We start from the raw sequence: 23,837 nt of genomic DNA, 5'->3' as shown, positions 1-23,837 counted from the left end.
ACCACGAGGATGTGACTTAATAGCCCCGTGACGAAGCCGTCTTCATACCATATGTGCTGAAACATGTTCGGAATAGATATCATCGACGCGGGTCTGCTGCCTGCTATGTTCATCGCCCTGATCGGCGGTTTGATCAGCTTTCTGTCGCCCTGTGTGCTGCCTATCGTGCCGCCGTACCTGGCGTATATGAGCGGTGTCAGCATCAACGAGATGCAGGATCAGGCCCGCGCTCGGCGCAAGGCGACTTTGACCGCCTTGTTCTTCGTTTTGGGTCTGTCGACCGTGTTCCTGCTGCTTGGCTTTACCGCCTCGGCCTTCGGGGCGTTTGTTCTGAAAAATCAGGTGCTTTTCGCCAAGCTCTCGGGTGCGGTGGTGATCGTCTTTGGTCTGCACTTTCTGAACGTCTTCCGTATCCCTCTGCTGGATCGCGAAGCGCGGGTTGAAACCGGAGACTCCGGCGGTACGGTTTTTGGCGCCTATATTCTGGGTCTCGCGTTTGCCTTTGGCTGGACGCCGTGTATTGGACCTCAGTTGGGAGCCATCCTGTCGCTGGCCGCGTCTGAGGCATCGGTCGCGCGGGGCACTTTGTTGCTCGGCGTCTATGCGGCGGGTCTAGGTATTCCGTTCCTGCTGGCTGCGATGTTCCTGAATCGCTCGATGGGCGTCATGAACCGGATCAAACCCTATATGGGCACGATCGAGAAGGTCATGGGCGGGCTGCTGCTGTTCGTGGGCATCATGCTGATCACCGGTCTGTTTACCGAATTCAGCTGGTGGCTGTTGGAAACCTTCCCGGCACTGGCGGTTCTGGGCTGATCCACCTTACCTTGGCCGCAATGCTGCGCTAACCTGCGCGGCAGAAGGTAAGGCCATGAGCAGTCAGACAAATCAGCCACAGCTGCGCAGGCGGCATGTGTTCTACATTCCCGGCTACGACCCGATCCCTGCGCGGCGCTACCGCGAGCTGTACCGGACCGAGTCGCAAGCGCAGGCTAAGATCTCGGGATATCAGGTTACGCTCGCGCCAAAGACGGGCGATGGCCCATTTGGCTGGCATGTTTCATCTGTTCAGGATGGGGTTGAGGTTCAATCAAATGTCGAGGTTCTGGTCTGGTCCGATATTGTGCAGGACAGCATGTCGGGCTCGATTCTGGCGACCTATCGGCAGCTTGGTCAGACGGCATGGACCTATATCTCAACGGGTACGTTAAGAAGGCTGCGGCAACTCAGGAAGGGCCCGGTGATTGCCGCGCTCTATCCGGTGGGGATGCTGCTGTTGCAACTTCTCGCCGCCGTATTCGTAGTGTTCTTTGCGGTCACTCTGGTCGGATGGTGGGGGCTGCTGCCGGGTTTGGCTTTGGCCTATGGCTTGCTGCGCTGGTTCCGCAAAATCGACAATCGGCTTTTCGCCTACTACCTGATGCATGACTACGCATACTCGGCGCAATTGCGGGGGGAGACGCCGGACAGGCTCCGGCACCGCCTCGAGGAGTTCGCGGATTTGATCGAGGTCGCGCTAAAGACGGATGTTGATGAGGTTCTGGTCGTCGGCCATAGCTCGGGCGCGCATCTTGGCGTTTCTGTTCTGGCGGATGTTTTGCGCAGACAGACCGCAGGGGGGCCAACACTGTCGTTTCTGACACTAGGGCAAGTGGTGCCAATGGTGTCGTTCCTGCCCAAGGCGCAGAAACTCCGGTCGGACCTTCAGCTCCTGTCCACGCAAGCGACTTTGACATGGGTGGATGTCTCAGCGCCCGGTGATGGCTGTTCTTTCGCCCTATGTGATCCGGTCGCCGTTAGCGGAGTCGCGGGTCTCGACAAAAAATGGCCTCTGGTCCTGTCCGCCGCCTTCACCCAGACGCTGTCGCCCGGGCGGTGGAAAACCCTGCGGTGGAGGTTCTTTCGGCTGCATTTTCAATACCTCTGCGCCTTTGATCGACCGGGAACCTATGATTATTTTCGCATCACTGCGGGACCTCTGACACTGGCGGAACGGTTCAAAGACCGCGCGCCGTCGAACAGCCGAATCGAGACGCCGGTTTCCAAATACACGGATACGAGCCGATGAAGCCGCCCAAGCCGCAGTCTCGCCCGGATCGTGTCTCTCTCTGGCGCCATCTGAAATTGTTCCGGCAGGACCTGTTGTCGGCGCAGCCTAAACGCCTCTATCGCGCGTGGATGGCCGAGTTTCGCACGCCGTTTTTCCGGTCCTACATGATCAATCAACCGGATTTGGTGGATGAGGTCCTCAAGAAACGCCCGGATGATTTTCCGAAATCCGATCGTATCAGCGAGGGGTTGCGGCCATTGCTGGGGGAGTCCGTGTTTCTGACCAACGGCGCGGTTTGGAAACGCCAGCGCCGTATCATTGACCCCGCTTTTGAGGGCGGACGTTTGAAGGATACGTTCCCCGCCATGCTCGCCGCCGCTGACGCTTGTGTGGATCGGCTGCGCCCTTTGACGGGAACGCAGGTCGAGTGCGAACAGATCACCAGCCATGCCGCCGCTGACGTGATTTTCCGAACCCTGTTTTCCGTGCCCATCGAACACGACATTGCCGCGCAGGTATTTGACAGGTTCCGAGTGTATCAGCGCGAGCAGCCCTTGTTGAACCTCGCCGCCTTTGTGCCGCTCCCGCGTTGGTTGCCCCGGTTTCATTCGCGAAAGACGCGTGGAACCGCGCGAGAGATCCGCGCCCTGATCGCCAAACTTACGAAAGATCGGGCTGCGGCGATTGCTGCGCATCGCGCGCCAGATGATCTGGCAACCAAGATCATGACGACACCGGACCCGGAAACCGGCAAGTGTTTTGAGCCGGAGGAGATGGTAGATCAGGTCGCAATCTTCTTTCTGGCCGGACACGAAACCAGCGCCTCGGCCCTTGCCTGGACGCTCTACCTGATGGCGCTCTATCCCGAGTGGCAGGAGAGGCTGGCGGAGGAAGCTGATGCGCTTGAGGATCGGTCTTTCGCAGTGATGTCCAAGCTGAAACTCAGCCGGGATGTGTTCCGCGAGGCCCTGAGGCTCTATCCGCCTGTGCCGATGATGGTCCGGCAGGCTAGCTGCCCTGAGAAGTTTCGCAACAGAGACATTCCAAAAGACTCACAGATCGTGATCAGCCCGTGGCATCTGCATAGGCAGGAGCGGCTGTGGGACAACCCGGATGGTTTCGATCCCAATCGTTGGGGCACGGAAAACGGCAAATCCTGTCAGCGCGAAGCCTACATTCCCTTCTCGACAGGCCCTCGCGTCTGTCCCGGGGCCGGGTTTGCGATGGTCGAGGGGCCCTTGATCCTGTCCACATTGCTGCGCCATTTCAGATTCGAAACAATCCCGGAAAAAATGCCTGTTCCGGTGGCTCATCTGACGGTCAGATCGCAGGATGGTATATGGTTGCGCGTGGTTGAGCGCTAACAAACTACCATCACCCATAACTGTGCTGTATGCGGTGAAGGAAATCGGAATCAGTCTTGAACGGGAAAATACTATGTCCAAAGCAGAACAGCGCGCGCAGATGTCAGATGGAGCAGGCTTTATTGCAGCACTGGATCAAAGCGGCGGATCAACCCCGAAGGCTCTGGCGCTCTATGGTGTGGACGCTGCGCAATACGCCTCAGAAGAGGAGATGTTCGGCGAAATCCAGAACATGCGCGCGCGGATCATCCTGGCGGATGACTTCACCAAGGACAAAGTGATCGGCGCGATCCTGTTCGAACGCACCCTTGGCGAAGAGATCGAAGGTCGCAAGGTCGCCGATTACCTATGGTCCGTCAAAGGGATCGTGCCGTTCCTGAAAATCGACAAGGGTCTGGAAGATACTGCAAACGGTGTGCAGATGATGAAGCCCATCCCGGGGCTGGCCGAGACATTGGCCCAAACGGAAGGCGTGTTTGGCACCAAGGAACGCTCGGTCATTCATGAAGCCAACGCCGAAGGTATCGCCGCCGTTGTTGCCCAGCAATTCGACGTGGCCCGCGTCGTGACCGAAGCTGGCATGGTGCCGATTGTCGAGCCCGAGGTGAACATTAACTCGGAAACCAAGGCCGAGGCCGAGGATATTCTAAAAACCGAAATCCTGAAAAACCTCGACCAACTGGCCGAAGGGCAGGAGGTCATGCTGAAGCTGACCATCCCAAACTCTGCGAACCTCTATGACGAAGTGGCCGATCACCCGCGCGTTCTGCGCGTAGTGGCCCTTTCGGGTGGTTACTCGACCGAGCAGGCCTGTGATCTGCTGGGGCAAAACGGCAAAATGATCGCGTCCTTCTCGCGCGCGCTGACCGAGGGGCTTTCGAAACAGCAATCGGATGCGGAATTCAACGCCGCCCTCGGCAGCAATATCGACAAGATTTTCAAAGCGTCGGCCTAACGCCTAAACCGGTTTGACGAAATCGCGGCGCATCTGTTCCGCTTTTTCTCGGCTGACGCAGCCTATCGCGTGATCATTGATCAGCCCCATCGCCTGCATGAAGGCAAAAACGGTGGTGGGGCCGACAAACTTCCATCCCCGCTTCTTCAGGTCCTTCGACATCGCCACTGACTCGGCTGAGGTGCTGGCGGTCTGTGGCTCTGGCGGTGAGGTCGGTTCATACCGCCAGACATACGCCGCGAGGGAACCCTCCTGCGCCACCAACTCCTGCGCGCGGCGGGCGTTGTTGATCACGGCTTCGATCTTGCCGCGATGGCGGATGATACCGGCATCTTGCAGAAGGCGTTCGGTATCTGCCTCAGAAAACGCGGCCATCTTGTTGAAGTCAAAGTTGCAAAAGGCCCGGCGAAAGTTCTCGCGCTTGTTCAGGATCGTTCGCCAGCTGAGGCCGGACTGAAAACTCTCAAGACACAGTTTTTCGAACAATCGTCGATCATCGGACACCGGGTAACCCCATTCCGTGTCATGATAGTCGAAGAACTCAGGCGCCGCTTGGCACCATGCGCATCGGGCGAGGCCATCAGGACCCAAAACGGTTTTGCTCATGAATGTACCTATTTTGTTCTCATTCAGCCTACACTCAAAGCTGAGGCTCTGACAAGCGTCAAAGCTTGTCGCGATACCAGTTCAGAACGAAAACACGTATGGCCGATGCCAGCCCTGTATCAGGGTCGCGTGCAACATCAATATCGGCAGCCAAAGCATTGATGGGCTGCTGTTTTTTTTCGGCAATATCGCGGAACGCACGCCAGAATTCATCCTCAAGCGAGACCGAAGTCCGGTGGCCCTTAAGCGTCAGAGAGCGTTTGATCGGAGGGCCGCTCATTCATCCAGCTCGTGATTGTCCAGATCGCGGTTCTGCTTGTCTTTTTGCAGCTTCACGACCTGTTTTTCGGTCTTGCTGCGCCCGAAGGCGACCGCATTTTGATCCGCGCGGGCCTTTTTTTCGGCCCGCGCTTTCTCTTTCCGATACCGGTTCAAGTTGACCGGCTTACCCATCAGTCTTTCGGGCCGATCATCTGTTCGGGGCGCACAACGGCGTCAAAGGTCTCTTCATCGACAAAGCCCAGCGCGATGGCCTCTTCCTTGAGGGTCGTGCCGTTCTTATGCGCCGTTTTGGCAACCGTGGTGGCGTTGTCATAGCCGATGGTTGGGGCCAGAGCGGTTACCAGCATCAGAGATTCCTTCATCAGCTTGTCGATGCGCGGCTCGTTGGCCTGAATGCCCGACAGCATCCGCTCAGTGAAACTGTCGGTGGCATCGCCCAGCAGTTGGATCGACTGCAGAAGATTGTAGGACATCATTGGGTTATAGACATTCAGCTGGAAATGACCCTGAGAGCCCGCAAACTTGATTGCAGCATCATTGCCCATGACATGGGCGGCCACCTGAGTGAGGGCTTCGGCCTGTGTCGGGTTCACTTTGCCAGGCATAATAGACGATCCTGGCTCGTTTTCCGGTAGAATCAGCTCTCCTAGACCCGAGCGGGGGCCTGAGCCTAGCAAGCGAATATCGTTGGCGATCTTGTAGCAAGACCCGGCGATGGTCGCCAATGCACCGGACAAGAAGACCATGGCGTCATGTGCGGCAAGCGCTTCAAATTTGTTCGGAGCGGTTACAAAGGGCAGGCCGGTGATCTCAGCCATGTTGGCGGCGACGGCTTCGTCCCATCCACCATGGGTGTTCAACCCGGTGCCAACGGCGGTGCCACCCTGCGCCAGCTCGTAGATCCCGGGCATTGCAGCCTCAACGCGGGTAATGCCCTGACGGATCTGATGGGCGTAGGCTCCGAATTCCTGTTCCAGCGTCAGCGGAGTCGCATCCTGCGTATGAGTGCGGCCGATCTTGATGATACCCGCGAATTCAGCCGCCTTTTTCTCAAGCGTTTCGGCAAATTTGGTAAGACCGGGCAGCAGCACGTCGCGCACGCTGACCGCAGTTGCGATATGCATGGCGGTCGGGAATGTGTCGTTCGACGATTGGCCCATGTTGCAGTGATCATTGGGGTGAACTGGGTCTTTCGAGCCGATGACACCGCCCAGAATCTCGATCGCACGGTTTGCGATCACTTCATTCGAGTTCATGTTGGACTGCGTGCCCGAGCCGGTCTGCCATACGACCAGAGGGAAGTTGTCGTCGAACTTGCCCTCAATCACCTCACCAGCGGCCTGAATGATCGCGTCGGCGATCTTAGCGTCCAGCTTGCCGGTCGCTTTGTTCTCCATCGCGCAGGCTTTTTTAATCACGCCCAGAGCGCGTACGATGGCCACGGGTTGCTTCTCCCAGCCGATGGGGAAGTTCATGATCGAGCGCTGCGTCTGCGCCCCCCAGTACTTGTCAGCGGGAACCTCGAGCGGGCCAAAGCTGTCGGATTCGGTGCGGGTCTGAGACATCGGGTACTCCGTCTGGTATGCAGTTGTATGCCGTTTAGCCAAGGCAGCGCCGCAACGCAATTGGCCAGTTGCGCGCAGCTTAAACTCAACAAAACCCAAGGTATAGGCGCAAGGCGGGTGAAATTGTTCCAATCGCGCGCGCAAGCCCCATTGTGCGCGCCTGCCGCTGAGCTACAATATATGTGTGGCCATCGTGGAGGATGAAATGCCAATCTCAGTTCGGATGATCCCGTTGAAAACCATGCTGTTGGTCATGGGACTGATCCTATTGAGCACGCTGGCGAACGCATCCAGTATCACGCCGTTCGTCGGGGATTACACCGGATCCGCCAATGTTGTCGACGTAGATGGCACTGCAACGCCTCGGGATATGAGCGTGTCGATCCATGAGACCCGCCACGGGTTCAATGTCAGCTGGACCACAACGACCTACAAGCTGGACGGGCGGGTTAAGCAACAGAAATTCTCGGTGGATTTTGTGCCCTCGGACCGACCCGATGTGTTTTCGGCTGCCATGCAACGGAATGTATTCGGCCATGAGGTGCCTCTGGATCCGATGAAAGGTGAGCCTTTTGTCTGGGGGCGGATTGAAGGGGACACGATGACCGTGTTTTCCCTGTTTATTGATGCGCAGGGCGGCTACGAACTGCAGCAATATGATCGCACCCTAGCCGAGGGCGGGCTGAACCTGTCTTTCTCGCGTTTTATCAACGGCAACAAATCCCGCGCGGTCGAGACCTTTTTGCAAAAGCAATAAGCCCCGCGTCGGGCGCGGGGCGTGATTGCCTATTTGCGGAAGCTGTCCAATGAGACGACGTCGGCGTCGTGATGAACCTCGGGTTCTTCGACCTCAATTGTCTCTTCTACGAAATCCTCTTCCGTGTCGTCATCCTCGGGACCTTCAAAGCGCAGGCCGAATTCGACGGACGGATCCACGAAGGTTTTAATAGCCGTGTAGGGGATGTATAGCGGTTCCGGCGCATCGCCGAAGTTCAACGTAATTGCAAAGCCGTTTTTGCCGACCTCAAGGTTTTCGAACCAGTGCTGCATCACAATCGTCATCTCTTCGGGATAGCGGTCACGCAGCCAGTCCGCGATGTCGACGCCGTCTTCTCTTGTATCAAACGTGATGAAGAAATGGTGCGCGCCGGGCAGGCCAGTTTCAGACACGCCGGTCAGAACGGTTTTGATCAGCCCGCGCATGGCGGTGTGCATCAGGTTTCCATAGTCGATGTCTTGCGACATGTGTCATCCTCGAAAGTGGTTGCATCCAGCATAGGCGTTTTAGCTGGAAACGAAAGGGCGGGTATCGCCGGATTGATCATAATTGCTGGATAGCGATGCCAGCGACGGACATCAGTGCCAGAACCGTTGCCATCCCTAATTTTGGCTGAAAAATCAATACCCCAGCGGCGATAGTGAGCGCAGCCGCAGTGAGGTTTAGCGATTCCCAAACAGGCAGAGGTATCGAGACAGGTCCCCAACTGTACTGCGGGACCACACCGAATAGAACGTTCAAGGCGAACCACACGGAGAGGTTGAGAATCACACCTACGACGGCTGCCGTGATGCCATGCAAAGCGGCAGAGAGCCGAGGGCGCGTCGCCAGTTTGTCCAAATATGGAGCGGCGAGAAAGATCCAAAGGAAACACGGTACGAACGTCGCCCATAGCGCAACCGCACCTGCGGCGAAGGCCAGTGAGATTCCTCCGTTGATTTGTCCGGTCAGCATCGCGACGAATTGCGTGACCAGAATCAACGGCCCGGGGGTGGTTTCCGCAAGGCCCAGCGCGTCAATCATCTGACCGGTGCTGATCCATTGATATTGATCGACCACTGTTTGTGTCATGTAGGCCAGAACCGCGTAGGCTCCGCCAAAGGTCACCACGGCCAGACGGGCGAAGAACCACCCCAGGTCGCTGAGTAATTGATGATCGGACAGGGACAGAAGGACCAATGGGCCGAGCCAGAGCGGCACCCAAATGGCAATCGTGCGCAGCGTGCTGGCAAAACTAGCGCGCGAGGAGGTGTCTTGCTGCGCAACGGGTCCTTTGAAAGACGCATAGCCCCATAGCGCGGCGGCCAGAATGATCAGTGGAAAGGGCAGGTTGAACAGGAAGATACCCAGGAACCCGATCCCCGCGATGAGGCGGTGTTCCGTGTCGGTTAATGCCTTTCGTGACAACTTCAGAAGCGCTTGAAGGACGATCACGATGACCGTGGCCTTGATCCCCAGAAAACCGGCTTGCACAAGGGGCAGGGTGCCGAAGCTCGCATAGAGCAGAACCAGCGCAGAGATGACTATTGCCCCCGGCAGAACAAACAGGGTGCCAGCAATCAACCCTCCGGTCACGCCCCGAAGACGCCAGCCCGCATAAGTGGCCAGCTGCATCGCCTCTGGCCCCGGCAGCAACATGCATAGGGAAAGAGCGCGCAAATAGGTTTCCTCAGACAGCCAGGCGCGACGGTCTACCAACTCCTGATGCATCAAGGATATCTGCGCCGCAGGGCCGCCGAAGGACAAAAGACCAATTCTGCCGAAGACCAGAACAAGCTCGCGCACCGAAGGCGTCATGTCACACCAGCCCGATGGTCAAAATGCGCTCGTGCAACTGGCTCTTTCGATCACGACGCATGACCCATTTCCCTGCAATAGCATCCGCGCGCGGAATGCGCAGCACGTATGGCTTTAGCTATCGCGTCGGAAACTGGGGGGTCAAGGCGGCTTGGGTGTTCAGCTCCAATCCAGTCGCTGACCGGTCATGCAGACGGGCAGGGTATCCTGCGGAAACTGACCAAGCTGTTCAAAAAACGATATGAAATCGAACTGGTTGTAGGCTTCGACCATCTTGTCGCCTTTGAAGCGGGCCATGACCTGACCTGTCACCTCAAGCGGTGCGCCATTGTCGGCGCGGAAGGTTTTGACGTGCAGAATGCCGGACACCCAATCCCCGTTTTCGATGATCTTTGGCAGCTCGACCGAGATTTCACCCAGAATATGCCGGAAGGCCATCACAAGATCGCGAAAATCATCGGCGTCAACCTGCATTTCGGGGATCAGCCCCTCGGCCATGGTTTCCGGCGCAAAGTACTGATCAATTGCATCGGTATTCCCTTGTTCCCAAACTTCCGAATACCACGCTTTCAAGATATCTGAGTGGGTCATCCCGGCCCTCCTGTCTGTCTGGGATGACTTTGGACAAAAGAGATGAATAAACTCTGAATCTGAGCCGAAATAAACGCAGACATAAGGTGGGGGAAATGCAGGTTTCTGTTGCCAGGTACCTGCGAACCCCGCCTTACGCGGCTAGGCGCAAGGGCTTAAGTTTCGGTCTTGTTACTGCTTACGCAGCAACTGCAACCGGAGCACGATTGTCGTTTGCAATTGTACTAGTTTCGCCGATAACGGTGGCAGACAGCCGAGACAAAGCTAACCCCTTTAGACGTTCGTCGATCCTATTTCGGCCCCAAAATCCTCAAACGAAGGATGGTTGGTGGAGCCGCCGGGTACCGCCCCCGGGTCCGATCCGCTTATTACGAGCGCGTTTATGTCCATAGTCCCGAAGGACAGATCTTATATAGGTGAGGAGATTTCGGGATGCAAACCCGGAAATGCCCTTAGAGCACTGTAAATCACGGGGTGCGGTTCAGATTTGCGGCGATCAGCCAGACGGCCAGGATCAGTTCAATTCCCCCGAAAATCATGGCCTTGGCAAGTGGTGGATTGTCCAGCAGCACCGACACGAACCGCCCCAAAGCCGCCCCGGCATAGGCTACGCCCAGCATGGCGTATGCCATGGGGTGGTTCAGCCAGATCACGGCGATGCCCGTGACAACGAACAACCCTCCGACCGAGGCACGCATCTCGCTCAGACCCATGGTGCTGTTGGTCGGGGCCAGATCCAGCGCCGTCGCGGTGTGCAAAGGCGCGAGAAAGCCGAACAGGCCAAAGCCGATGGTCAGCAGGGCCGCGATGACGTTGAGGATATGTACCATGATCGTGCCTTTATCCGATTACACCGCATAGGCGGCGTCAAAGAAGTCTTTCTCCAGCTCGACCGCCCGGTGGAACAGCCTTGTCACCTCGGCTTGCGCGTCAGGCGTCAAGGTGGGCCACGTCTTGTCGAGCTGCCCGCGCAGATACTCGACCACGCTTTCAAAGCCTTCTCCGGCATGTAGCGTGATCCATTCCGCGAACCAGAAGGGCAGATCGGGTTTCGGCGGATTTTCCGGGCTGGCCCAGCTGAGATAGACCCATTCGGCGACAACCAGCACCGCCAGCATGTTCTCATACCGGCCCGAGGCTGCGGCCTCGGCCATCAAGTCCTGAAAGGCTTTGGTAGCGGGGGCAGGGTCGGTGCTGGGTTGGGTGCCCAACGCTTCGAGCGAGCGCAGGAAGTAGGTATTTTCAGGCCCAGTAATCACCGCAAGAAACTGCGCGGCGGGAACGCTGTCGGCCAGGGTGGGCGCGTGTGCAATGGCGCTGGCCAGCAGGCGGACGAAGCCATCGACGAATTGATAGTCCTGTTGCAGATACCAGCGCATCTTGTCCTCGGGCAGGGTGCCGTCTGACAGCTCGCGCGTGAAGGCATGGGTTGTTGCCGCCTGCCAGTCGGCAGCCTTGCTCTGGCGCAGCATTTCCGTGGGGCGCGTGTTCTGAGACACTTCGAAAACTCCTAACATCTTTCAAAGCAGGACAAAGCGGTTTTTCAGAACATGTGCAAGGTGATCGTGCAGCGACTAGATTGCGGACCAAAGCCCCAGCACGCCGACCAAAATCAGGCTGAGTGCCCAGATGAGTTCAAGGTTGAACCAGGTGCGTGAGAGGAATTGCAGCCCAAGCCAGCGATAGACGCCATAGGCCAGAAGACCGCCTCCTAGGATCATAGCCGCCGTGTGGAGCGCGGCCACGGCCAGAACCAGCAGGGTGTTTGTTGTCATGATCTGAGAGATGGCCTGATGCCCGGCGTCCAGCTCATCCAGGTTGCACAGGCCCAGATAGATCGGGACTAGCATCAAGGCCGCGCCATGGGCGAGCGCGACCAGAAAGGACCACAGCGCGAGTTTGCTGGGCGGCACACGCGACAAGAACCGAGGATGGTTGCGTGTGACGGCAATATACAGCCCCATCGCAATGACAATCAGCGCGGCCCCGATGCGGATTTCACGTTGGTAGTCGATCAACACAGCCATCATCGCAAATGGCAGCAGGACTCCCAGCATCGCCAGGAAATGACCGCCCGCAAGCGCGGCCAAGGCGCGCCAGAGCGCCGATTGGCGCTGCTCCATCAATGCGGATGAGACAGCAAGCGGCCAGCCCATACCGGGATTCAGCCCGTGATAGGCACCGCTGAGAACAACGGCCAGCCAGAGGCCAGCCGTTGATGTCATCAGAAATTCCAACTCAGACCGAGGGGTAGCAGAAACTGTCGGTCGAACAGTCTCCACCCTCCAACCGGATCTGGTGGCTGCGATAGCCTTCGGGGAACTCGACCCAGAACTTGGGATCCAAGGTCAGACCGCCGTTCTCGCCGACGTCGGCTTTGACCATGGCTGCGCCCCGTTCACCCGGATAGAACTGGTCGTCCCAAGTGGAATAGAGCGAGTTTGTCCAGTAGACCCGCTTGCCGTCGCGGCTGATTTCAACCATCTGCGGGCCATAGCCAAAGTCCTGACCGTTTGGATGTTTGGTCTTTTTGACGATCCCGCCAATTTCGACCTTGCCCGCTAGTGTCGGGTTCATCGGGTCCGAGACGTCATATTGGTGCATCTCTCCGGTGCCCCAGCAAGCGACATACAGGTACTTGTCGTCGAGGCTCAGGTCGATATCCGTCACAAGCGGTGGAACGGCCGAGAAGCCTTTCAGCAAGTCTGGCAGGTCATCCGGGTCAGCCGGTTGCGGGTCGATGGTAATTGTCTTCTTGGCCTCAAACGTGCCGTCGTCGTTTCGCCACCATGTGAAGATCGCGCCTTGCAGGTTGGTTGTGTCCACAACGACGCCGCAGAACCCATACTGTTTGACCGGATCATGCGCAGGCCGGATCTCCAACGCCATCTGGTGGTTTTCGCCCAGATCAATGGTTTGGATATTGGTACGGCTGCGCAGGTTCCAGAAATGGATGCTGTGACCATATTTGTTGGACAGCAGATCCTCGGCCACGATTCCGTTCTCGAACTGCGGAGGAAGACCCCATTCGGAACTGACCATGTAGTCACGCGGCAGGTTCCACCAGAAATCATAGTGCTTGTCTTGCACGCCGCGTTCGATCTCATATCGGCCGATGATCTCGAAACTTTCGCAATCCATGATGAAGATACCCGGAGGGCCGTCAGTCCCGTCCTCTCCGCCGCCACCCAAGGTACTGACATAGATGCCCTCAGGCCCGCAATGAATGGTGTGAGGGCGGGAATATCCAGTCTTTGCAAAGACTTCTTCAGGTTCGATGATCTTGTGGATCTTGGCCTCAAGCGGGTTCTTCACATCGATCACATAGATCCGGCTGGAGCGGATGCCCGGGATGATCAAATAGCGCCGCTCCAGAAACGCGTGGCCCGTCAGCGGTGACAGCGCGGAAGAGCAAGCATTCCAGCCAAAGTGATGAAACTCATCGCCTTTTTCCGGCATGATGACCTGATGGACGATTTTTCCATAGTCGTCAGAAGTTGGATCGACATTCACAACCGCCAGCCCGTCAGGTTGCGAAAAATCCGGGCTGAGCATCAGCGTAAAAGCAAGCGTCTCAGTGGGGCCCTCCATCGCCAGCTTGGCAGATGGGTAAAAGGTTGGGTCCGGTCTTGTATTCATAACATCCTCCCGTAAGTCATTGATCTTCAATTCGTTCTGAGAGTTCCGGTCTTGACGCCGGGTGACATCCTGCCTGCTCGTGCTTCCTTTCTGCCTGTTGGTCTGCGTCAGATTTCGGGCCTGAGTGTCAGGCGGTTTTACGTTTGCGCTCGGCCACATCCCGGGCCAGCTGGCGCGTATAGGTTTCAAGTTCGATCAGCGTCGCGTCTACCGATGGGGCATCGCGTTCCTCAAGCGCGTCGGCTATCTTGGTGTGCAGCGCGATTATTTCTTCGCGTGAGCGCGCGGTGAAGGTGATCATGTTCATCAGCGGCTGCATGGCCTCGACCGCACCCGCGAGTTGATAGGACAGCACTGGATTGTCCGCGCCATCAACCAGCGCGCGGTGAAAGGCGACGTCTGAGGCGCAGAATGCCTCATCTGTCAGACCCGGCTGAGCCTGACGGAAAATCTCGGCCCGCATTGTTGCCAGTTGATCCGCGGTGCGGCGTTCGGCCGACAAGGGCGCGCAGGCGCGTTCCAGCGCATACCGCGCCTCGCACGCCGTATCGAAACTGACGGCGTTCATCGACAGCAGCAGGGTCGAGGTGGTTATTTGCTGCGAATAGGCGTCCTCAAAGCTGATCCGGTTCACAAAGGCCCCGCCGGTTGCACCGCGTTGGGTGCGGATCAGGGACTGAGCAGCCAAGCGCTTTAGGGCCTCTCGAACCGTAGGTCGCGACACCTGGAACTGATCCGCAAGTTCTGATTCAGAGGGCAGGCGCTCATCCACGATCAATTCTCCGGACACAATTGCGTTCCGAATGGCCTGTGCGATCTGGGCAGAGAGGTCTGCGGGATTGGCGGGGTCTATCTTCATTTGTGGCCAGTCTGAAAATTTTATTTGTCTGACATTTAAAAGTCTGACATTTGAAAAGCAAGAGAGTTGAGTCGGAGGATCACATGAGTCGCGCATTATTCCGCAGCGGAATGTGGCTGGCGTTCTATGCTGTGATCCTGTGGGCGTGGTGGGTCATGTTCTCGATGAGCCGAGACATGGATCTGGACTTCATTGGCCGGCCAGGGCCGATGGGACAGGCCATGGCGGCGATGGATCCGCGCATGGATATGTATATGCCAATGGCCGAGTTCGGACCTTTGTTCTGGATGTGGGCGATCATGATGGCGGCGATGATGTTGCCGACGCTGGTGCCGACGCTCCGCAGCTATGACGACCTGATCCGCAGCGCCAATGGTACGCGGGCTGGATGGCTGGGCGTTCTGGCCGGGTATTTCATCGTCTGGGTGGGATTTGCGGCGCTTATCGCAGGCGTTCAGCTTGCCCTGCTGTTCGGTGGGTTTGTCGATATGCTGGGCATCGCCAAGTCCAATTGGGTGGCCGGAGGGCTGCTGATCGTGGTCGGCGCCTTCCAGTTCACTCGCGCGAAAGAGGTCTGCCACGGCGTTTGTCACGCCCCAATGACGTATTTCTTGGGTCACTGGAAAACCGGTTTCGCGGGCGGCGTGAGAATGGGGCTGGGGCTCGGCGCGTTCTGCGTCGGTTGCTGCTGGGGCTTCATGGCGCTCGGCTTTGTCGGTGGCGTCATGAGCCTTTTGTGGATGGGTCTGGCAACCCTGTTCATGGTTTTGGAAAAACTCCCCCAGATCGGGCATGCTGTGACCCGACCCCTGGGTTTCATACTGATTGCAGGCGGTATCGTGCTGCTGATCTATCCCTTTGCTTACGGAGGATAAGCTGATGGCAAAAAACAGAAAACCCGAGGCCGACCGGCTTCCGATTAGTCAGCGGATCGACAGCCGTATGCCCAACCCCAAACGGCGTGAGATGAGCCCGACGGATTGGTCCATCAAGGGCGAGCTGATCCTGAACTGCTCATGCGATGTGTTCTGCCCCTGCGTGGTCTCACTGGGCGCGCACCCTCCGACCGAGGGCCACTGCCACGCCTGGATGGGCGTGATCATCGACGAAGGGCATTACGAGGGCGAGGATCTGTCGGGCCTGAATGTTGGTCTTCTGGTCGATATTCCGGGCCGCATGGGCGAGGGGCAGTGGAAAGTCGCCGCCTATGTCGATGAACGCGCCAGCGGCAAGGCCTATAACGGGCTGCTGCAGATTTTCAGCGGTCAGGCCGGCGGCACCACTGGCCTGTTCACGATGCTGGTGAGTGAGATCATCGGGGCCGAGCGGGCTCCGGTCCAGATCGAACGGGACGGCAACAAGCGCAGGATCGCGATCGGTCGTAAAATCCAAGGTGAGATCGAGATGCTGGGCGGTAAAGACCCCGAGCATCCGGTGATGGTGTCGAACTCCAAATACTGGATGGGGCCGGACATCATCGTTGCGCGCGGAATTAAATCGAAAGTGCGCGATTACGGGCGCGTCTGGGATTTTGGTGGTAAATCGGCCGAGATTTGCCCGATCTACTGGCATGGGCCTAAGTGATGATTACTGGAGCCTATGCAAGGGAAATGGCGCGCTACAATCACTGGCAAAACAGCCAGTTGGCGGAATTTCTTCAAGCGCTTTCGCCCGAGGAATTGGTGCAGGAACGCGGCGCTTTTTTCGGCTCGATTATGGGCACGGCGAACCACTTGCTGTGGGGTGACTGGATCTGGATGTCACGCTTTGACAAAGGTCCGGGACCGGAGAGCAACATCCACCGAGCCGGAGGGGGCATCCACGAAAGCGTGCATCTCTGCCCTGATCTCGATAGCTGGCTGGCTCTGCGCGTGGCTATGGATGACCGGATCTCGGATTGGGCGGATACGCTTGGCGATGAGGTCCTTTCGGGGCCTTTCACATGGTACTCAGCCGCAAAAGAGGCTGATGTTACTTTGCCTTACGCGCAATGCGTGATGCATTTCTTCAACCATCAAACTCATCATCGTGGACAACTCCACAAAATGCTGACCGAAGCCGGTTCCGAGGCCCCGGTCAGCGATCTTTGCTTCATGCCAAAGGAGGGCTGAATGCCGCAAATATCCCTGTCTCGTCGCCTGCGTCGCACGCCGTTTTCCGAAGGCGTCGAAGCCGCTGGTGTCAAAGGCTACACGGTTTACAACCGGATGTTGTTGCCGACGGTCTTTGAAAGTGTCGAGGCCGACTACCATCACCTGAAAAAGAACGTTCAGGTCTGGGACGTCTCCTGTGAGCGTCAGGTTGAGCTGCGCGGGCCGGATGCTGCCCGTCTGATGCAGATGCTGACACCGCGTGACCTGCGTGGCATGCTTCCCGGGCAGTGTTTCTACGTGCCGATTGTGGACGAAACTGGTGGTATGCTGAACGATCCCGTGGCGGTGAAGCTGTCGGAGGACCGCTGGTGGATCTCCATCGCCGACAGCGATTTGTTGCTATGGGTGAAAGGGTTGGCCAACGGATATCGTCTGGATGTGCTGGTTGATGAGCCGGACGTGTCGCCCTTGGGCGTTCAGGGGCCAAAAGCAGATGAACTGATGGCCCGCGTTTTCGGAGATCGTGTACGTGATATTCGTTTCTTCAAGTTCGACATGTTCGAATTCGAAGGGCGCGATCTTGCGGTTGCCCGCTCGGGCTACTCCAAGCAAGGTGGGTTCGAGATTTATGTCGAGGGCAGCGACATCGGTATGCCTTTGTGGAACGCTCTGTTCGCGGCGGGCGAAGACTTGGACGTGCGGGCCGGGTGCCCCAACCTTATCGAGCGCATTGAAGGTGGGTTGCTGTCCTACGGCAATGACATGACCGACGACAACACACCGCATGAATGCGGGCTGGGCAAGTTCTGCAATACGCATACCGCCATTGGCTGTGTAGGCCGGGATGCGTTGTTGCGTGTGGCCAAAGAAGGTCCGGTGCAACAGATACGTCCGATCGCGATTGACGGAGATGCGGTGCCGCCTTGTGTTCAGCCGTGGCCTGTCTTTGCGGACGGAAAGCAGGTGGGTCAGGTGACGTCTTCTGCCTGGTCTCCGGATTTCTCGACCAATGTTTCGATAGGTATGGTCAAATTGAGCCATTGGGACGCCGGAACCAAGGTCGAAGTTGAAACGCCTGACGGTATGCGAGGCGCGACAGTGCAGGGGCAGTTTTGGATCTAGCGGAGGCAGGGGGCTCTGCCCCCGTCGCTGCGCGACTCCTCCGGGATATTTTGGGCCAGGTGAAGGATTGGGCTGGCCGCCAAAAATGAAAGGATAGCAATATGTTCAATGCTTTGGTTATGGAAAAGGATGAAGAAAGCGGTCTGGCAAGCCCCTCGGTCAAGAAGCTCTCGCTGGAGGATCTGCCTGACGGAGAGGTGACGGTTGCTGTTGAGTATTCGACTGTGAACTACAAGGACGGTCTGTGTTTGTCGGCCAAGGGCGGCGGTCTGGTGCGGAACTACCCGCACATTCCCGGTATCGACTATGCCGGAACAGTCGAGGCGTCCTCGGACGAACGTTACAAGCCCGGTGACAAGGTGGTTCTAACCGGCTGGCGTGTGGGTGAGGCCCATTGGGGTGGCTATTCGCAGAAGGCCAACGCTCGGGCCGATTGGTTGGTGCCGTTGCCGGATGGGCTGGACGCGCGGCAGGCGATGGCCGTTGGAACGGCTGGGTTCACGGCCATGTTGGCGGTCATGGCTCTGGAGGATCACGGGTTGACGCCGGATCGTGGGCCTGTGCTGGTGACTGGTGCTGCAGGCGGCGTTGGTTCAGTGGCGACGGCCATTCTGGGCAAGCTGGGCTATGAGGTCGCGGCTGTGACCGGTCGCCCTGAGACCGGAGACTACCTGAAATCGCTTGGCGCCACGACCATCGTGCCGCGTGAAGAGCTGAACGAGACTACGAAGCGCCCGCTGGAAAGCGAAACCTGGGCGGGCTGTGTCGATGCCGTTGGCGGTGACATGCTGGCGCGCGTTTTGGGGCAGATGAAGTATGGCTGCTCGGTCGCCGCAGTCGGTCTTGCTGGCGGAGCGGGGTTGCCTGCAACAGTGATTCCCTTCCTGCTGCGCGGTGTGAACCTTCTGGGGATCGATAGCGTGATGCAGCCTTATGACAACCGCCTGCGGGCTTGGCAGCGCATCGCGACCGACCTGCCAATGGACAAGCTGGAGGCCATGGTGCATCCGGCAGCTCTGTCCGATTTGCCGCAACTGGGTGCGGATATTCTGAAAGGTCAGGTCAAGGGCCGCGTTGTCGTCGACGTAAACGCCTGATCCAAGAAAATAGCCGGGGCAGAACTGCCCTGGCTTAACCTTCTGGGCGGCAAAAGGACCGAAACAGTTCTGGTCATTGCCACAATTCATGCTCATGATTGCTATACATCCCAAATGTGATGGCTTAAGACCCATCCAAACAGCACTTGAAGACGGGGAGTGAGCAGCATGTCTGACGACTTCGAACTGGACACCGACGATCTGAAACGCCGCATGGACGGCGCAATGTCCAATCTCAAAACTGAATTTGCCTCTCTGCGCACCGGGCGGGCCTCGGCCTCGATGCTGGAGCCGGTGATGGTGGATGCCTATGGCTCGATGACACCGATCAACCAGGTTGGCACGGTCAATGTGCCTGAACCTCGGATGGTGACGGTGAATGTCTGGGATAAGGGCCTTGTGGGCAAGGTGGAAAAGGCGATCCGTGAAAGCGGGCTGGGTATCAATCCACAGCTGAACGGCACAATCATCATGCTGCCGATCCCGGAACTGAACGAAGAGCGCCGCCGCGAGTTGGGCAAAGTTGCCGGGCAATATGCCGAAAGCGCGCGGGTTTCGATCCGCAACGTGCGCCGGGACGGTATGGATCAGATCAAGAAAGCGAAATCGGACGGAATGTCCGAAGATGATCAGAAGTTCTGGGAGAGCGAAGTTCAGGATCTGACCGACACGATGATCAAAGCTGTTGATGCCGCGCTTGAGACCAAGCAGTCGGAAATCATGCAGGTCTGAGCCGGTACTGATGCCCAAAGATCCCCATACGGACGTGCAGGCTGGCCCAAAGCATGTCGCAATTATCATGGATGGCAATGGTCGGTGGGCGCAGGCGCGTGGCCGTCCTCGGCTTTTTGGTCACCACGCAGGTGCGCGGCGCGTGCGTGAGGTGGTCGAGGCCTGTCCGGGGTTGGGCATTAAATACCTAACTGTCTTTGCGTTTTCGACGGAAAACTGGAAGCGGACTCAGGTCGAAGTTGCTGGCCTCATGAGCCTGTTTCGGCGCTACATCATCAAGGAAACCCGCACTCTGGCCGAGAACGGCATTCGCGTGCGCTTTATCGGTGATCGGGTCCGCTTGGATGCCAAGCTGATCGACCTGATGGATTCGCTGGAAGAGGCAACGAAGGACAACGATTTGGTCCATTTGACCGTCGCGTTGAACTATGGCGGCCGGGATGAGGTGGCGCGGGCCACAAAACGTCTTGCACGGGATGTGGCCGAAGGGCGGCTGAAGCCCGAGGATGTGGATGAAGAAACCCTGCCCAAGTATCTGGATACACGCGTTCTTCCCGATCCCGATCTGGTCATTCGCACCAGCGGAGAGGCGCGGATCTCAAATTTTCTCCTCTGGCAGTCGGCCTATTCCGAATACGAATTTATTGACACGCTCTGGCCGGATTTCACCGCCGCCGAGTTGGAGCGTCTGTGCCGCAACTACGGCTCGCGCGAGCGGCGTTTCGGAGCGGTTCTGGCATGAGCGAAGGCCGATGGTCTGATCTGACCGCACGGATTCTGTCCGCAGTCGTTTTGGTCGCAATTGGCGCGGTTGAGGTCTGGCTGGGCGGGTTGTGGTTTGAAAGCTTCATCGCAGTTGCCTGCGGTTTGATGACCTGGGAACTCGTGCGGATGATTGAACCGCAGCGCAGTGGCATGGCCGTGCAGCTCGGTATCCTGACCGGGGTTGCGGTGATCATCAGCTATCACGTGCCGCCGCTCTATAAATTGCCGTTTCTGGTGGCTCCGGCGCTGGTCGGGGCAGGGCAAGTCACCCGTTCGCGAGGGTTGTACTTTCTGTTTGCCTTGTGGATCGCAGGCGCGGGTCTGGGCTTCATTTCCATACGTGAAAACATGGGCTTCGGCTGGATGGTCTGGCTGATCGCGGTCGTCGTAGCTACGGATGTTGCCGGGTATTTCGTGGGCAAGGCTTTTGGTGGCCCGAAATTCTGGCCCAAGGTCAGCCCCAAGAAGACGTGGTCAGGAACAGCAGGTGGCTGGGTCGCGGCGGGCCTGGTTGGCGCGGGCTTCGCATTGTATGGCGGGTTTGGGGTGCCGTTCGTTCTGGTCTCGATTCTGGCATCAATGGCCAGCCAGGCGGGTGATATCGTTGAAAGCGCGGTCAAACGGAAATTCGGCGTCAAGGACAGCTCGAACCTCATACCGGGGCATGGCGGGTTTCTCGACCGGTTTGACGGCATGATGGGCGCGGCGTTGTTTGTGCTGATCGCGGGGCTGGTTTACGCACCCGGAGAGATGTGATGCGCAAAGTCTCGATCCTTGGGGCGACCGGATCAGTTGGTCAGAATGCGATTGACCTCATTGCGCGCGATATCGAAGCCTATGACGTGGTCGCCCTGACAGGTGGCGCAAATATCCGGCAACTGGCCGAGGATGCCCGGCGGCTTGGCGCGCAACTCGCCGTCACCGCGTTTGAGGACCGATTGCAGGACCTACGCGATGCATTGCAGGGCAGCGGGATCGAGGTGGCAGCGGGTCAGAGCGCGATCGTTGAGGCCGCCGCGCGCCCCGCGCACTGGGTGCTATCCGCGATCGTTGGTGCTGCGGGCCTGGCTCCCGGAATTGAGGCTTTGAAGCACGGCGCAACGCTGGCGCTTGCCAATAAAGAGACTCTGGTCTGTGCGGGCGCCCTGGTTTTGCAGACGGCCCGCGAGAACGATGCGCGTGTGCTGCCCGTCGACAGTGAGCATTCGGCGGTATTTCAGGCATTGGTCGGTGAGGATATTGACGCGGTCGAACGCGTTATCATCACTGCAAGCGGCGGGGCGTTCCGGGATTGGCCGCTCGAGGATTTGACGTCCGCGACCGTTACCCAGGCCTCAAGCCATCCGAACTGGGACATGGGGCAGCGGATCACGATTGATAGCGCATCCATGTTCAATAAAGCGCTTGAAGTCATTGAAACCCGAGAGTTCTTTGGCGTCGATCCGAACCAGATCGAGGTTTTGATACATCCCGAATCCATTGTCCATGCGATGGTCGGTTTTCGGGATGGGGCGCTGATGGCGCACTTGGGCCCGCCGGATATGCGGCATGCAATCGGTTATGCTCTGCATTGGCCTGAACGGCGTAATCTGCCGGTTGAGCGGTTGGATCTCGCGCAGCTCAGCCAGTTGCGCTTTTCCCATCCCGACTTGAACCGCTATCCCGCTTTGAATCTGGCCCGAGACGTGATGGCCCGAGGCGGCCTTTCGGGGGCGGTTTTCAACGCCGCGAAAGAGCGCGCGCTGGATCACTTCATCGCGGGCCGGGTCGGTTTCACGACCATGGCGGAGGTCGTCTCACGTGTTCTGGACCGATTTGATGCCGAAGATGGCCTTATTAACGCCCCTTTGACCCTTGATAACGTACAGCAAACGGACCATCTCGCACGGCAGTGGGCGGATGAAGCCGTGATCAAACGAGCAGGATAGAGTTTTGGACGTACTTTCGCTGATCCCTCAGTTCGGAAATTTGCTCTGGACGATTTTGGCCTTTGTGATTGCCCTGTCCGTGATCGTCGCGGTTCACGAATACGGGCACTACATCGTCGGCCGCTGGTCCGGCATTCATGCGGAGGTGTTCTCGATTGGGTTCGGCCCTGTTCTGTGGAGCCGCGTGGATAAACGCGGCACGCAATGGCAGATCGCGCTGTTGCCGTTTGGTGGATATGTGAAGTTCCTTGGCGATGCCAATGCTGCCTCGGGCAAGGATGAAGACGCGATGGATGACATCGCGCAGCAACAGCCGGAATATCTGCGCCATACAATGCACGGCGCACCCTTGTGGGCGCGAACGGCCACTGTGGCGGCGGGGCCGGTGTTCAATTTCGTCATGTCCATTCTGGTCTTTGGCCTGGTCTTCTGGTCTCAGGGCGTCACGCGTGAACCGCTGACGGTTGGCGAACTAAAGCCGCTGCCGGGAACAGAGCAGGGGCTACGCGAAGGAGATGAGATTCTGGCCATTGCCGGGATTGAAGTCCCTGATTTCGATGAAGAAGGCGCGTGGAGCGACTTCACGGACGCGCTACCGGTCGAGCCAGTGCTGGACTATACAGTCCTGCGCGATGGCGAAACGCTGGATGTCTCAGCCCCTTGGCTGTTCCCGCCGCTGATTCAACAGGTCACGCCGCGCAGTGCGGCGTTTGATATCCAGCTGGAAGGGGGCGACGTCATCACCTCGGTTGATGGAGATCCGATCTTTGCCTTCGAGCAGCTGAAAGAACATGTCGAAGGCTCGGACGGTCGGGTGTTGTTGCTGAACGTCTGGCGTGACGGGGCCGAGCTTGAATTCGCGCTTGCTCCGCGTCGGACCGATGAACCAAAGCCAGATGGCGGGTTTGTCACCCATTGGCGGATCGGGATCGTTGGCGGCATGATGCTGCAACCCGCGACCGAGCCTGCGGGGCTTTGGGATTCGCTGGTTGGCGGAGTGGGTCAGACCGGGCGCATCATCGAAGGGTCTCTGTCCGGCATTTGGCACATGATTACCGGCGCGATCAGCACTTGTAACATCTCCGGTCCGATCGGAATTGCCGAGACCTCGGGCGCTATGGCCAGCCAGGGCGCTCAGAACTTCATCTTCTTTATCGCGGTGCTGTCAACGGCTGTGGGTCTTCTGAACCTTTTCCCGATCCCGGCGTTGGACGGAGGGCACCTTGTGTTCTACGCCTATGAGGCGGTCTCGGGCAAACCGCCCAGCGACAAAGCGCTGCGGATTTTGATGACACTCGGGATTGCGGTGGTTCTCAGCCTCATGGTTTTCTCGGTCAGTAACGATCTGTTCTGCTGATTGTGGCGCAAGCGGCGCAATCGCGCCGCATTGCTGCCTCATTTCAGGGGTAAAAAATAGCCGCTGAAAATGAGGCGGCCATGACCAAAGCTATTCAAAAATCCTATCAGAGTGTCAGCGTCCTGTTTGTTCTGAACTGGGATGTGCTTTTGTGCTTTGGTCTGACGGCGCTGGCGCTTGCTGGCGGCGCGTATCTCGCCGGTCTCTGATTCCCCAAAAACCTTAGAAGAATGCGTGTCAGGTGACCTATCGTCGCC

28 protein-coding genes and 1 other RNA gene are annotated in these 23,837 nt (G+C 58.0%); 16 read left to right on the top strand and 13 right to left on the bottom strand.

Features of this window, described 5'->3' with window-relative positions:
* Nucleotides 1-63 precede the first annotated feature (63 nt).
* The 4 genes from ACR0J4_RS01375 to ACR0J4_RS01360 all read left to right on the top strand — a co-directional run bounded on the left by ACR0J4_RS01375 (nt 64) and on the right by ACR0J4_RS01360 (nt 4,369).
* Nucleotides 64-816 (top strand): cytochrome c biogenesis protein CcdA, encoded by a 753-nt coding sequence (locus ACR0J4_RS01375; protein ID WP_170458345.1) that lies wholly within the window; start codon nt 64-66, stop codon nt 814-816.
* Between the two features lie 55 nt (nt 817-871).
* Entirely contained in the window at nt 872-2,068 is a 1,197-nt protein-coding gene (locus ACR0J4_RS01370) for an OTU family ubiquitin thioesterase (protein ID WP_170641707.1), read from the top strand.
* On the top strand, nt 2,065-3,414 hold the full coding sequence (locus ACR0J4_RS01365) for a cytochrome P450 (RefSeq protein ID WP_170641705.1): 1,350 nt from the start codon (nt 2,065-2,067) through the stop codon (nt 3,412-3,414). The genes ACR0J4_RS01370 and ACR0J4_RS01365 overlap by 4 nt, the downstream gene beginning before the upstream one ends.
* Nucleotides 3,415-3,487: 73 nt before the next feature.
* Nucleotides 3,488-4,369: a fructose bisphosphate aldolase gene (locus tag ACR0J4_RS01360; RefSeq protein ID WP_170641703.1), complete on the top strand. Its 882-nt coding sequence runs from the start codon at nt 3,488-3,490 to the stop codon at nt 4,367-4,369.
* 3 nt (nt 4,370-4,372) lie between these two features.
* Here ACR0J4_RS01360 and ACR0J4_RS01355 read toward each other — a convergent pair whose 3' ends face one another.
* From ACR0J4_RS01355 to fumC, 4 genes are read right to left on the bottom strand one after another with little or no spacing between them, the layout of a single operon-like run.
* Nucleotides 4,373-4,975, bottom strand: coding sequence for a DNA-3-methyladenine glycosylase I (locus tag ACR0J4_RS01355; protein WP_170641701.1), 603 nt, complete (start codon nt 4,973-4,975; stop codon nt 4,373-4,375).
* 58 nt (nt 4,976-5,033) lie between these two features.
* A complete protein-coding gene (locus ACR0J4_RS01350) occupies nt 5,034-5,255 on the bottom strand; it encodes a ribbon-helix-helix domain-containing protein (RefSeq protein WP_170641699.1) in 222 nt (73 codons plus the stop codon).
* Nucleotides 5,252-5,428: a DUF4169 family protein gene (locus tag ACR0J4_RS01345; RefSeq protein WP_170641697.1), complete on the bottom strand. Its 177-nt coding sequence runs from the start codon at nt 5,426-5,428 to the stop codon at nt 5,252-5,254. Before ACR0J4_RS01345 ends, ACR0J4_RS01350 begins: the two co-directional genes overlap by 4 nt.
* A complete protein-coding gene (fumC, locus tag ACR0J4_RS01340) occupies nt 5,428-6,822 on the bottom strand; it encodes a class II fumarate hydratase (protein ID WP_170548552.1) in 1,395 nt (464 codons plus the stop codon). Before fumC ends, ACR0J4_RS01345 begins: the two co-directional genes overlap by 1 nt.
* Before the next feature lie 205 nt (nt 6,823-7,027).
* On the opposite strand from fumC, the gene ACR0J4_RS01335 reads away from it, so the two are divergent.
* Nucleotides 7,028-7,579 (top strand): hypothetical protein, encoded by a 552-nt coding sequence (locus tag ACR0J4_RS01335; RefSeq protein ID WP_170641695.1) that lies wholly within the window; start codon nt 7,028-7,030, stop codon nt 7,577-7,579.
* Between the two features lie 29 nt (nt 7,580-7,608).
* Here the strand turns inward: ACR0J4_RS01335 and ACR0J4_RS01330 are convergent, their stop codons facing one another.
* The 9 genes from ACR0J4_RS01330 to ACR0J4_RS01290 form a co-directional block, all read right to left on the bottom strand.
* Nucleotides 7,609-8,067 carry a ClpXP protease specificity-enhancing factor SspB gene (locus ACR0J4_RS01330; RefSeq protein ID WP_170641693.1) on the bottom strand — a complete coding sequence of 153 codons (459 nt, stop codon included), beginning with the start codon at nt 8,065-8,067 and terminating at the stop codon, nt 7,609-7,611.
* 76 nt (nt 8,068-8,143) lie between these two features.
* Nucleotides 8,144-9,397, bottom strand: coding sequence for a chromate efflux transporter (gene chrA / locus ACR0J4_RS01325; protein ID WP_170641691.1), 1,254 nt, complete (start codon nt 9,395-9,397; stop codon nt 8,144-8,146).
* Between the two features lie 159 nt (nt 9,398-9,556).
* On the bottom strand, nt 9,557-9,988 hold the full coding sequence (locus ACR0J4_RS01320; protein WP_170641689.1) for an ester cyclase: 432 nt from the start codon (nt 9,986-9,988) through the stop codon (nt 9,557-9,559).
* Nucleotides 9,989-10,082: 94 nt separating this feature from the next.
* Nucleotides 10,083-10,430: a transfer-messenger RNA gene (gene ssrA, locus ACR0J4_RS01315) on the bottom strand.
* A 25-nt stretch (nt 10,431-10,455) separates the two neighbouring features.
* Nucleotides 10,456-10,818 (bottom strand): DUF4345 family protein, encoded by a 363-nt coding sequence (locus ACR0J4_RS01310; protein ID WP_170458314.1) that lies wholly within the window; start codon nt 10,816-10,818, stop codon nt 10,456-10,458.
* An 18-nt stretch (nt 10,819-10,836) separates the two neighbouring features.
* The gene (locus tag ACR0J4_RS01305; RefSeq protein ID WP_170641687.1) at nt 10,837-11,505 is read right to left on the bottom strand and encodes a TenA family protein; all 669 of its coding nucleotides are present in this window, start codon (nt 11,503-11,505) and stop codon (nt 10,837-10,839) included.
* A gap of 57 nt (nt 11,506-11,562) precedes the next feature.
* Complete coding sequence (locus ACR0J4_RS01300) at nt 11,563-12,213, bottom strand: hypothetical protein (RefSeq protein ID WP_170373782.1); 651 nt, start codon at nt 12,211-12,213, stop codon at nt 11,563-11,565.
* Nucleotides 12,214-12,226: 13 nt separating this feature from the next.
* Nucleotides 12,227-13,627, bottom strand: coding sequence for a selenium-binding protein SBP56-related protein (locus ACR0J4_RS01295; RefSeq protein WP_170548566.1), 1,401 nt, complete (start codon nt 13,625-13,627; stop codon nt 12,227-12,229).
* 127 nt (nt 13,628-13,754) lie between these two features.
* Nucleotides 13,755-14,486 (bottom strand): GntR family transcriptional regulator, encoded by a 732-nt coding sequence (locus ACR0J4_RS01290; protein ID WP_170641685.1) that lies wholly within the window; start codon nt 14,484-14,486, stop codon nt 13,755-13,757.
* 83 nt (nt 14,487-14,569) lie between these two features.
* On the opposite strand from ACR0J4_RS01290, the gene ACR0J4_RS01285 reads away from it, so the two are divergent.
* The 11 genes from ACR0J4_RS01285 (at nt 14,570) to ACR0J4_RS01235 (ending at nt 23,789) form a co-directional block, all read left to right on the top strand.
* Nucleotides 14,570-15,361, top strand: coding sequence for a DUF2182 domain-containing protein (locus ACR0J4_RS01285; RefSeq protein ID WP_170641683.1), 792 nt, complete (start codon nt 14,570-14,572; stop codon nt 15,359-15,361).
* Nucleotides 15,362-15,365: 4 nt separating this feature from the next.
* Nucleotides 15,366-16,070: a DUF1326 domain-containing protein gene (locus tag ACR0J4_RS01280; RefSeq protein ID WP_170641681.1), complete on the top strand. Its 705-nt coding sequence runs from the start codon at nt 15,366-15,368 to the stop codon at nt 16,068-16,070.
* Nucleotides 16,070-16,597: a DinB family protein gene (locus tag ACR0J4_RS01275; RefSeq protein ID WP_170638657.1), complete on the top strand. Its 528-nt coding sequence runs from the start codon at nt 16,070-16,072 to the stop codon at nt 16,595-16,597. The genes ACR0J4_RS01280 and ACR0J4_RS01275 overlap by 1 nt, the downstream gene beginning before the upstream one ends.
* Nucleotides 16,598-17,701, top strand: a complete 1,104-nt coding sequence (locus ACR0J4_RS01270) for a dimethylsulfoniopropionate demethylase (RefSeq protein ID WP_170641679.1) — start codon at nt 16,598-16,600, stop codon at nt 17,699-17,701. It abuts the gene before it with no gap.
* A gap of 101 nt (nt 17,702-17,802) precedes the next feature.
* Complete coding sequence (gene acuI, locus ACR0J4_RS01265) at nt 17,803-18,798, top strand: acryloyl-CoA reductase (protein ID WP_170548586.1); 996 nt, start codon at nt 17,803-17,805, stop codon at nt 18,796-18,798.
* Nucleotides 18,799-18,966: 168 nt separating this feature from the next.
* A complete protein-coding gene (frr, locus tag ACR0J4_RS01260; RefSeq protein ID WP_170373774.1) occupies nt 18,967-19,530 on the top strand; it encodes a ribosome recycling factor in 564 nt (187 codons plus the stop codon).
* A gap of 10 nt (nt 19,531-19,540) precedes the next feature.
* Nucleotides 19,541-20,272: an isoprenyl transferase gene (locus ACR0J4_RS01255; RefSeq protein WP_170458293.1), complete on the top strand. Its 732-nt coding sequence runs from the start codon at nt 19,541-19,543 to the stop codon at nt 20,270-20,272.
* Nucleotides 20,269-21,051 carry a phosphatidate cytidylyltransferase gene (locus ACR0J4_RS01250; RefSeq protein WP_170641677.1) on the top strand — a complete coding sequence of 261 codons (783 nt, stop codon included), beginning with the start codon at nt 20,269-20,271 and terminating at the stop codon, nt 21,049-21,051. Before ACR0J4_RS01255 ends, ACR0J4_RS01250 begins: the two co-directional genes overlap by 4 nt.
* Nucleotides 21,051-22,223 (top strand): 1-deoxy-D-xylulose-5-phosphate reductoisomerase, encoded by a 1,173-nt coding sequence (gene dxr / locus ACR0J4_RS01245; protein WP_170747367.1) that lies wholly within the window; start codon nt 21,051-21,053, stop codon nt 22,221-22,223. The genes ACR0J4_RS01250 and dxr overlap by 1 nt, the downstream gene beginning before the upstream one ends.
* A 4-nt stretch (nt 22,224-22,227) precedes the next feature.
* Nucleotides 22,228-23,580: an RIP metalloprotease RseP gene (gene rseP, locus ACR0J4_RS01240; protein WP_170641673.1), complete on the top strand. Its 1,353-nt coding sequence runs from the start codon at nt 22,228-22,230 to the stop codon at nt 23,578-23,580.
* An 80-nt stretch (nt 23,581-23,660) separates the two neighbouring features.
* Nucleotides 23,661-23,789: a hypothetical protein gene (locus ACR0J4_RS01235; RefSeq protein WP_419737989.1), complete on the top strand. Its 129-nt coding sequence runs from the start codon at nt 23,661-23,663 to the stop codon at nt 23,787-23,789.
* Nucleotides 23,790-23,837: the final 48 nt, after the last annotated feature.

Source organism: Ruegeria sp. B10 (assembly GCF_056539825.1).
Note: the sequence above shows the minus strand (reverse complement) of the source record. Positions and strands in the feature narration are given on the sequence as shown.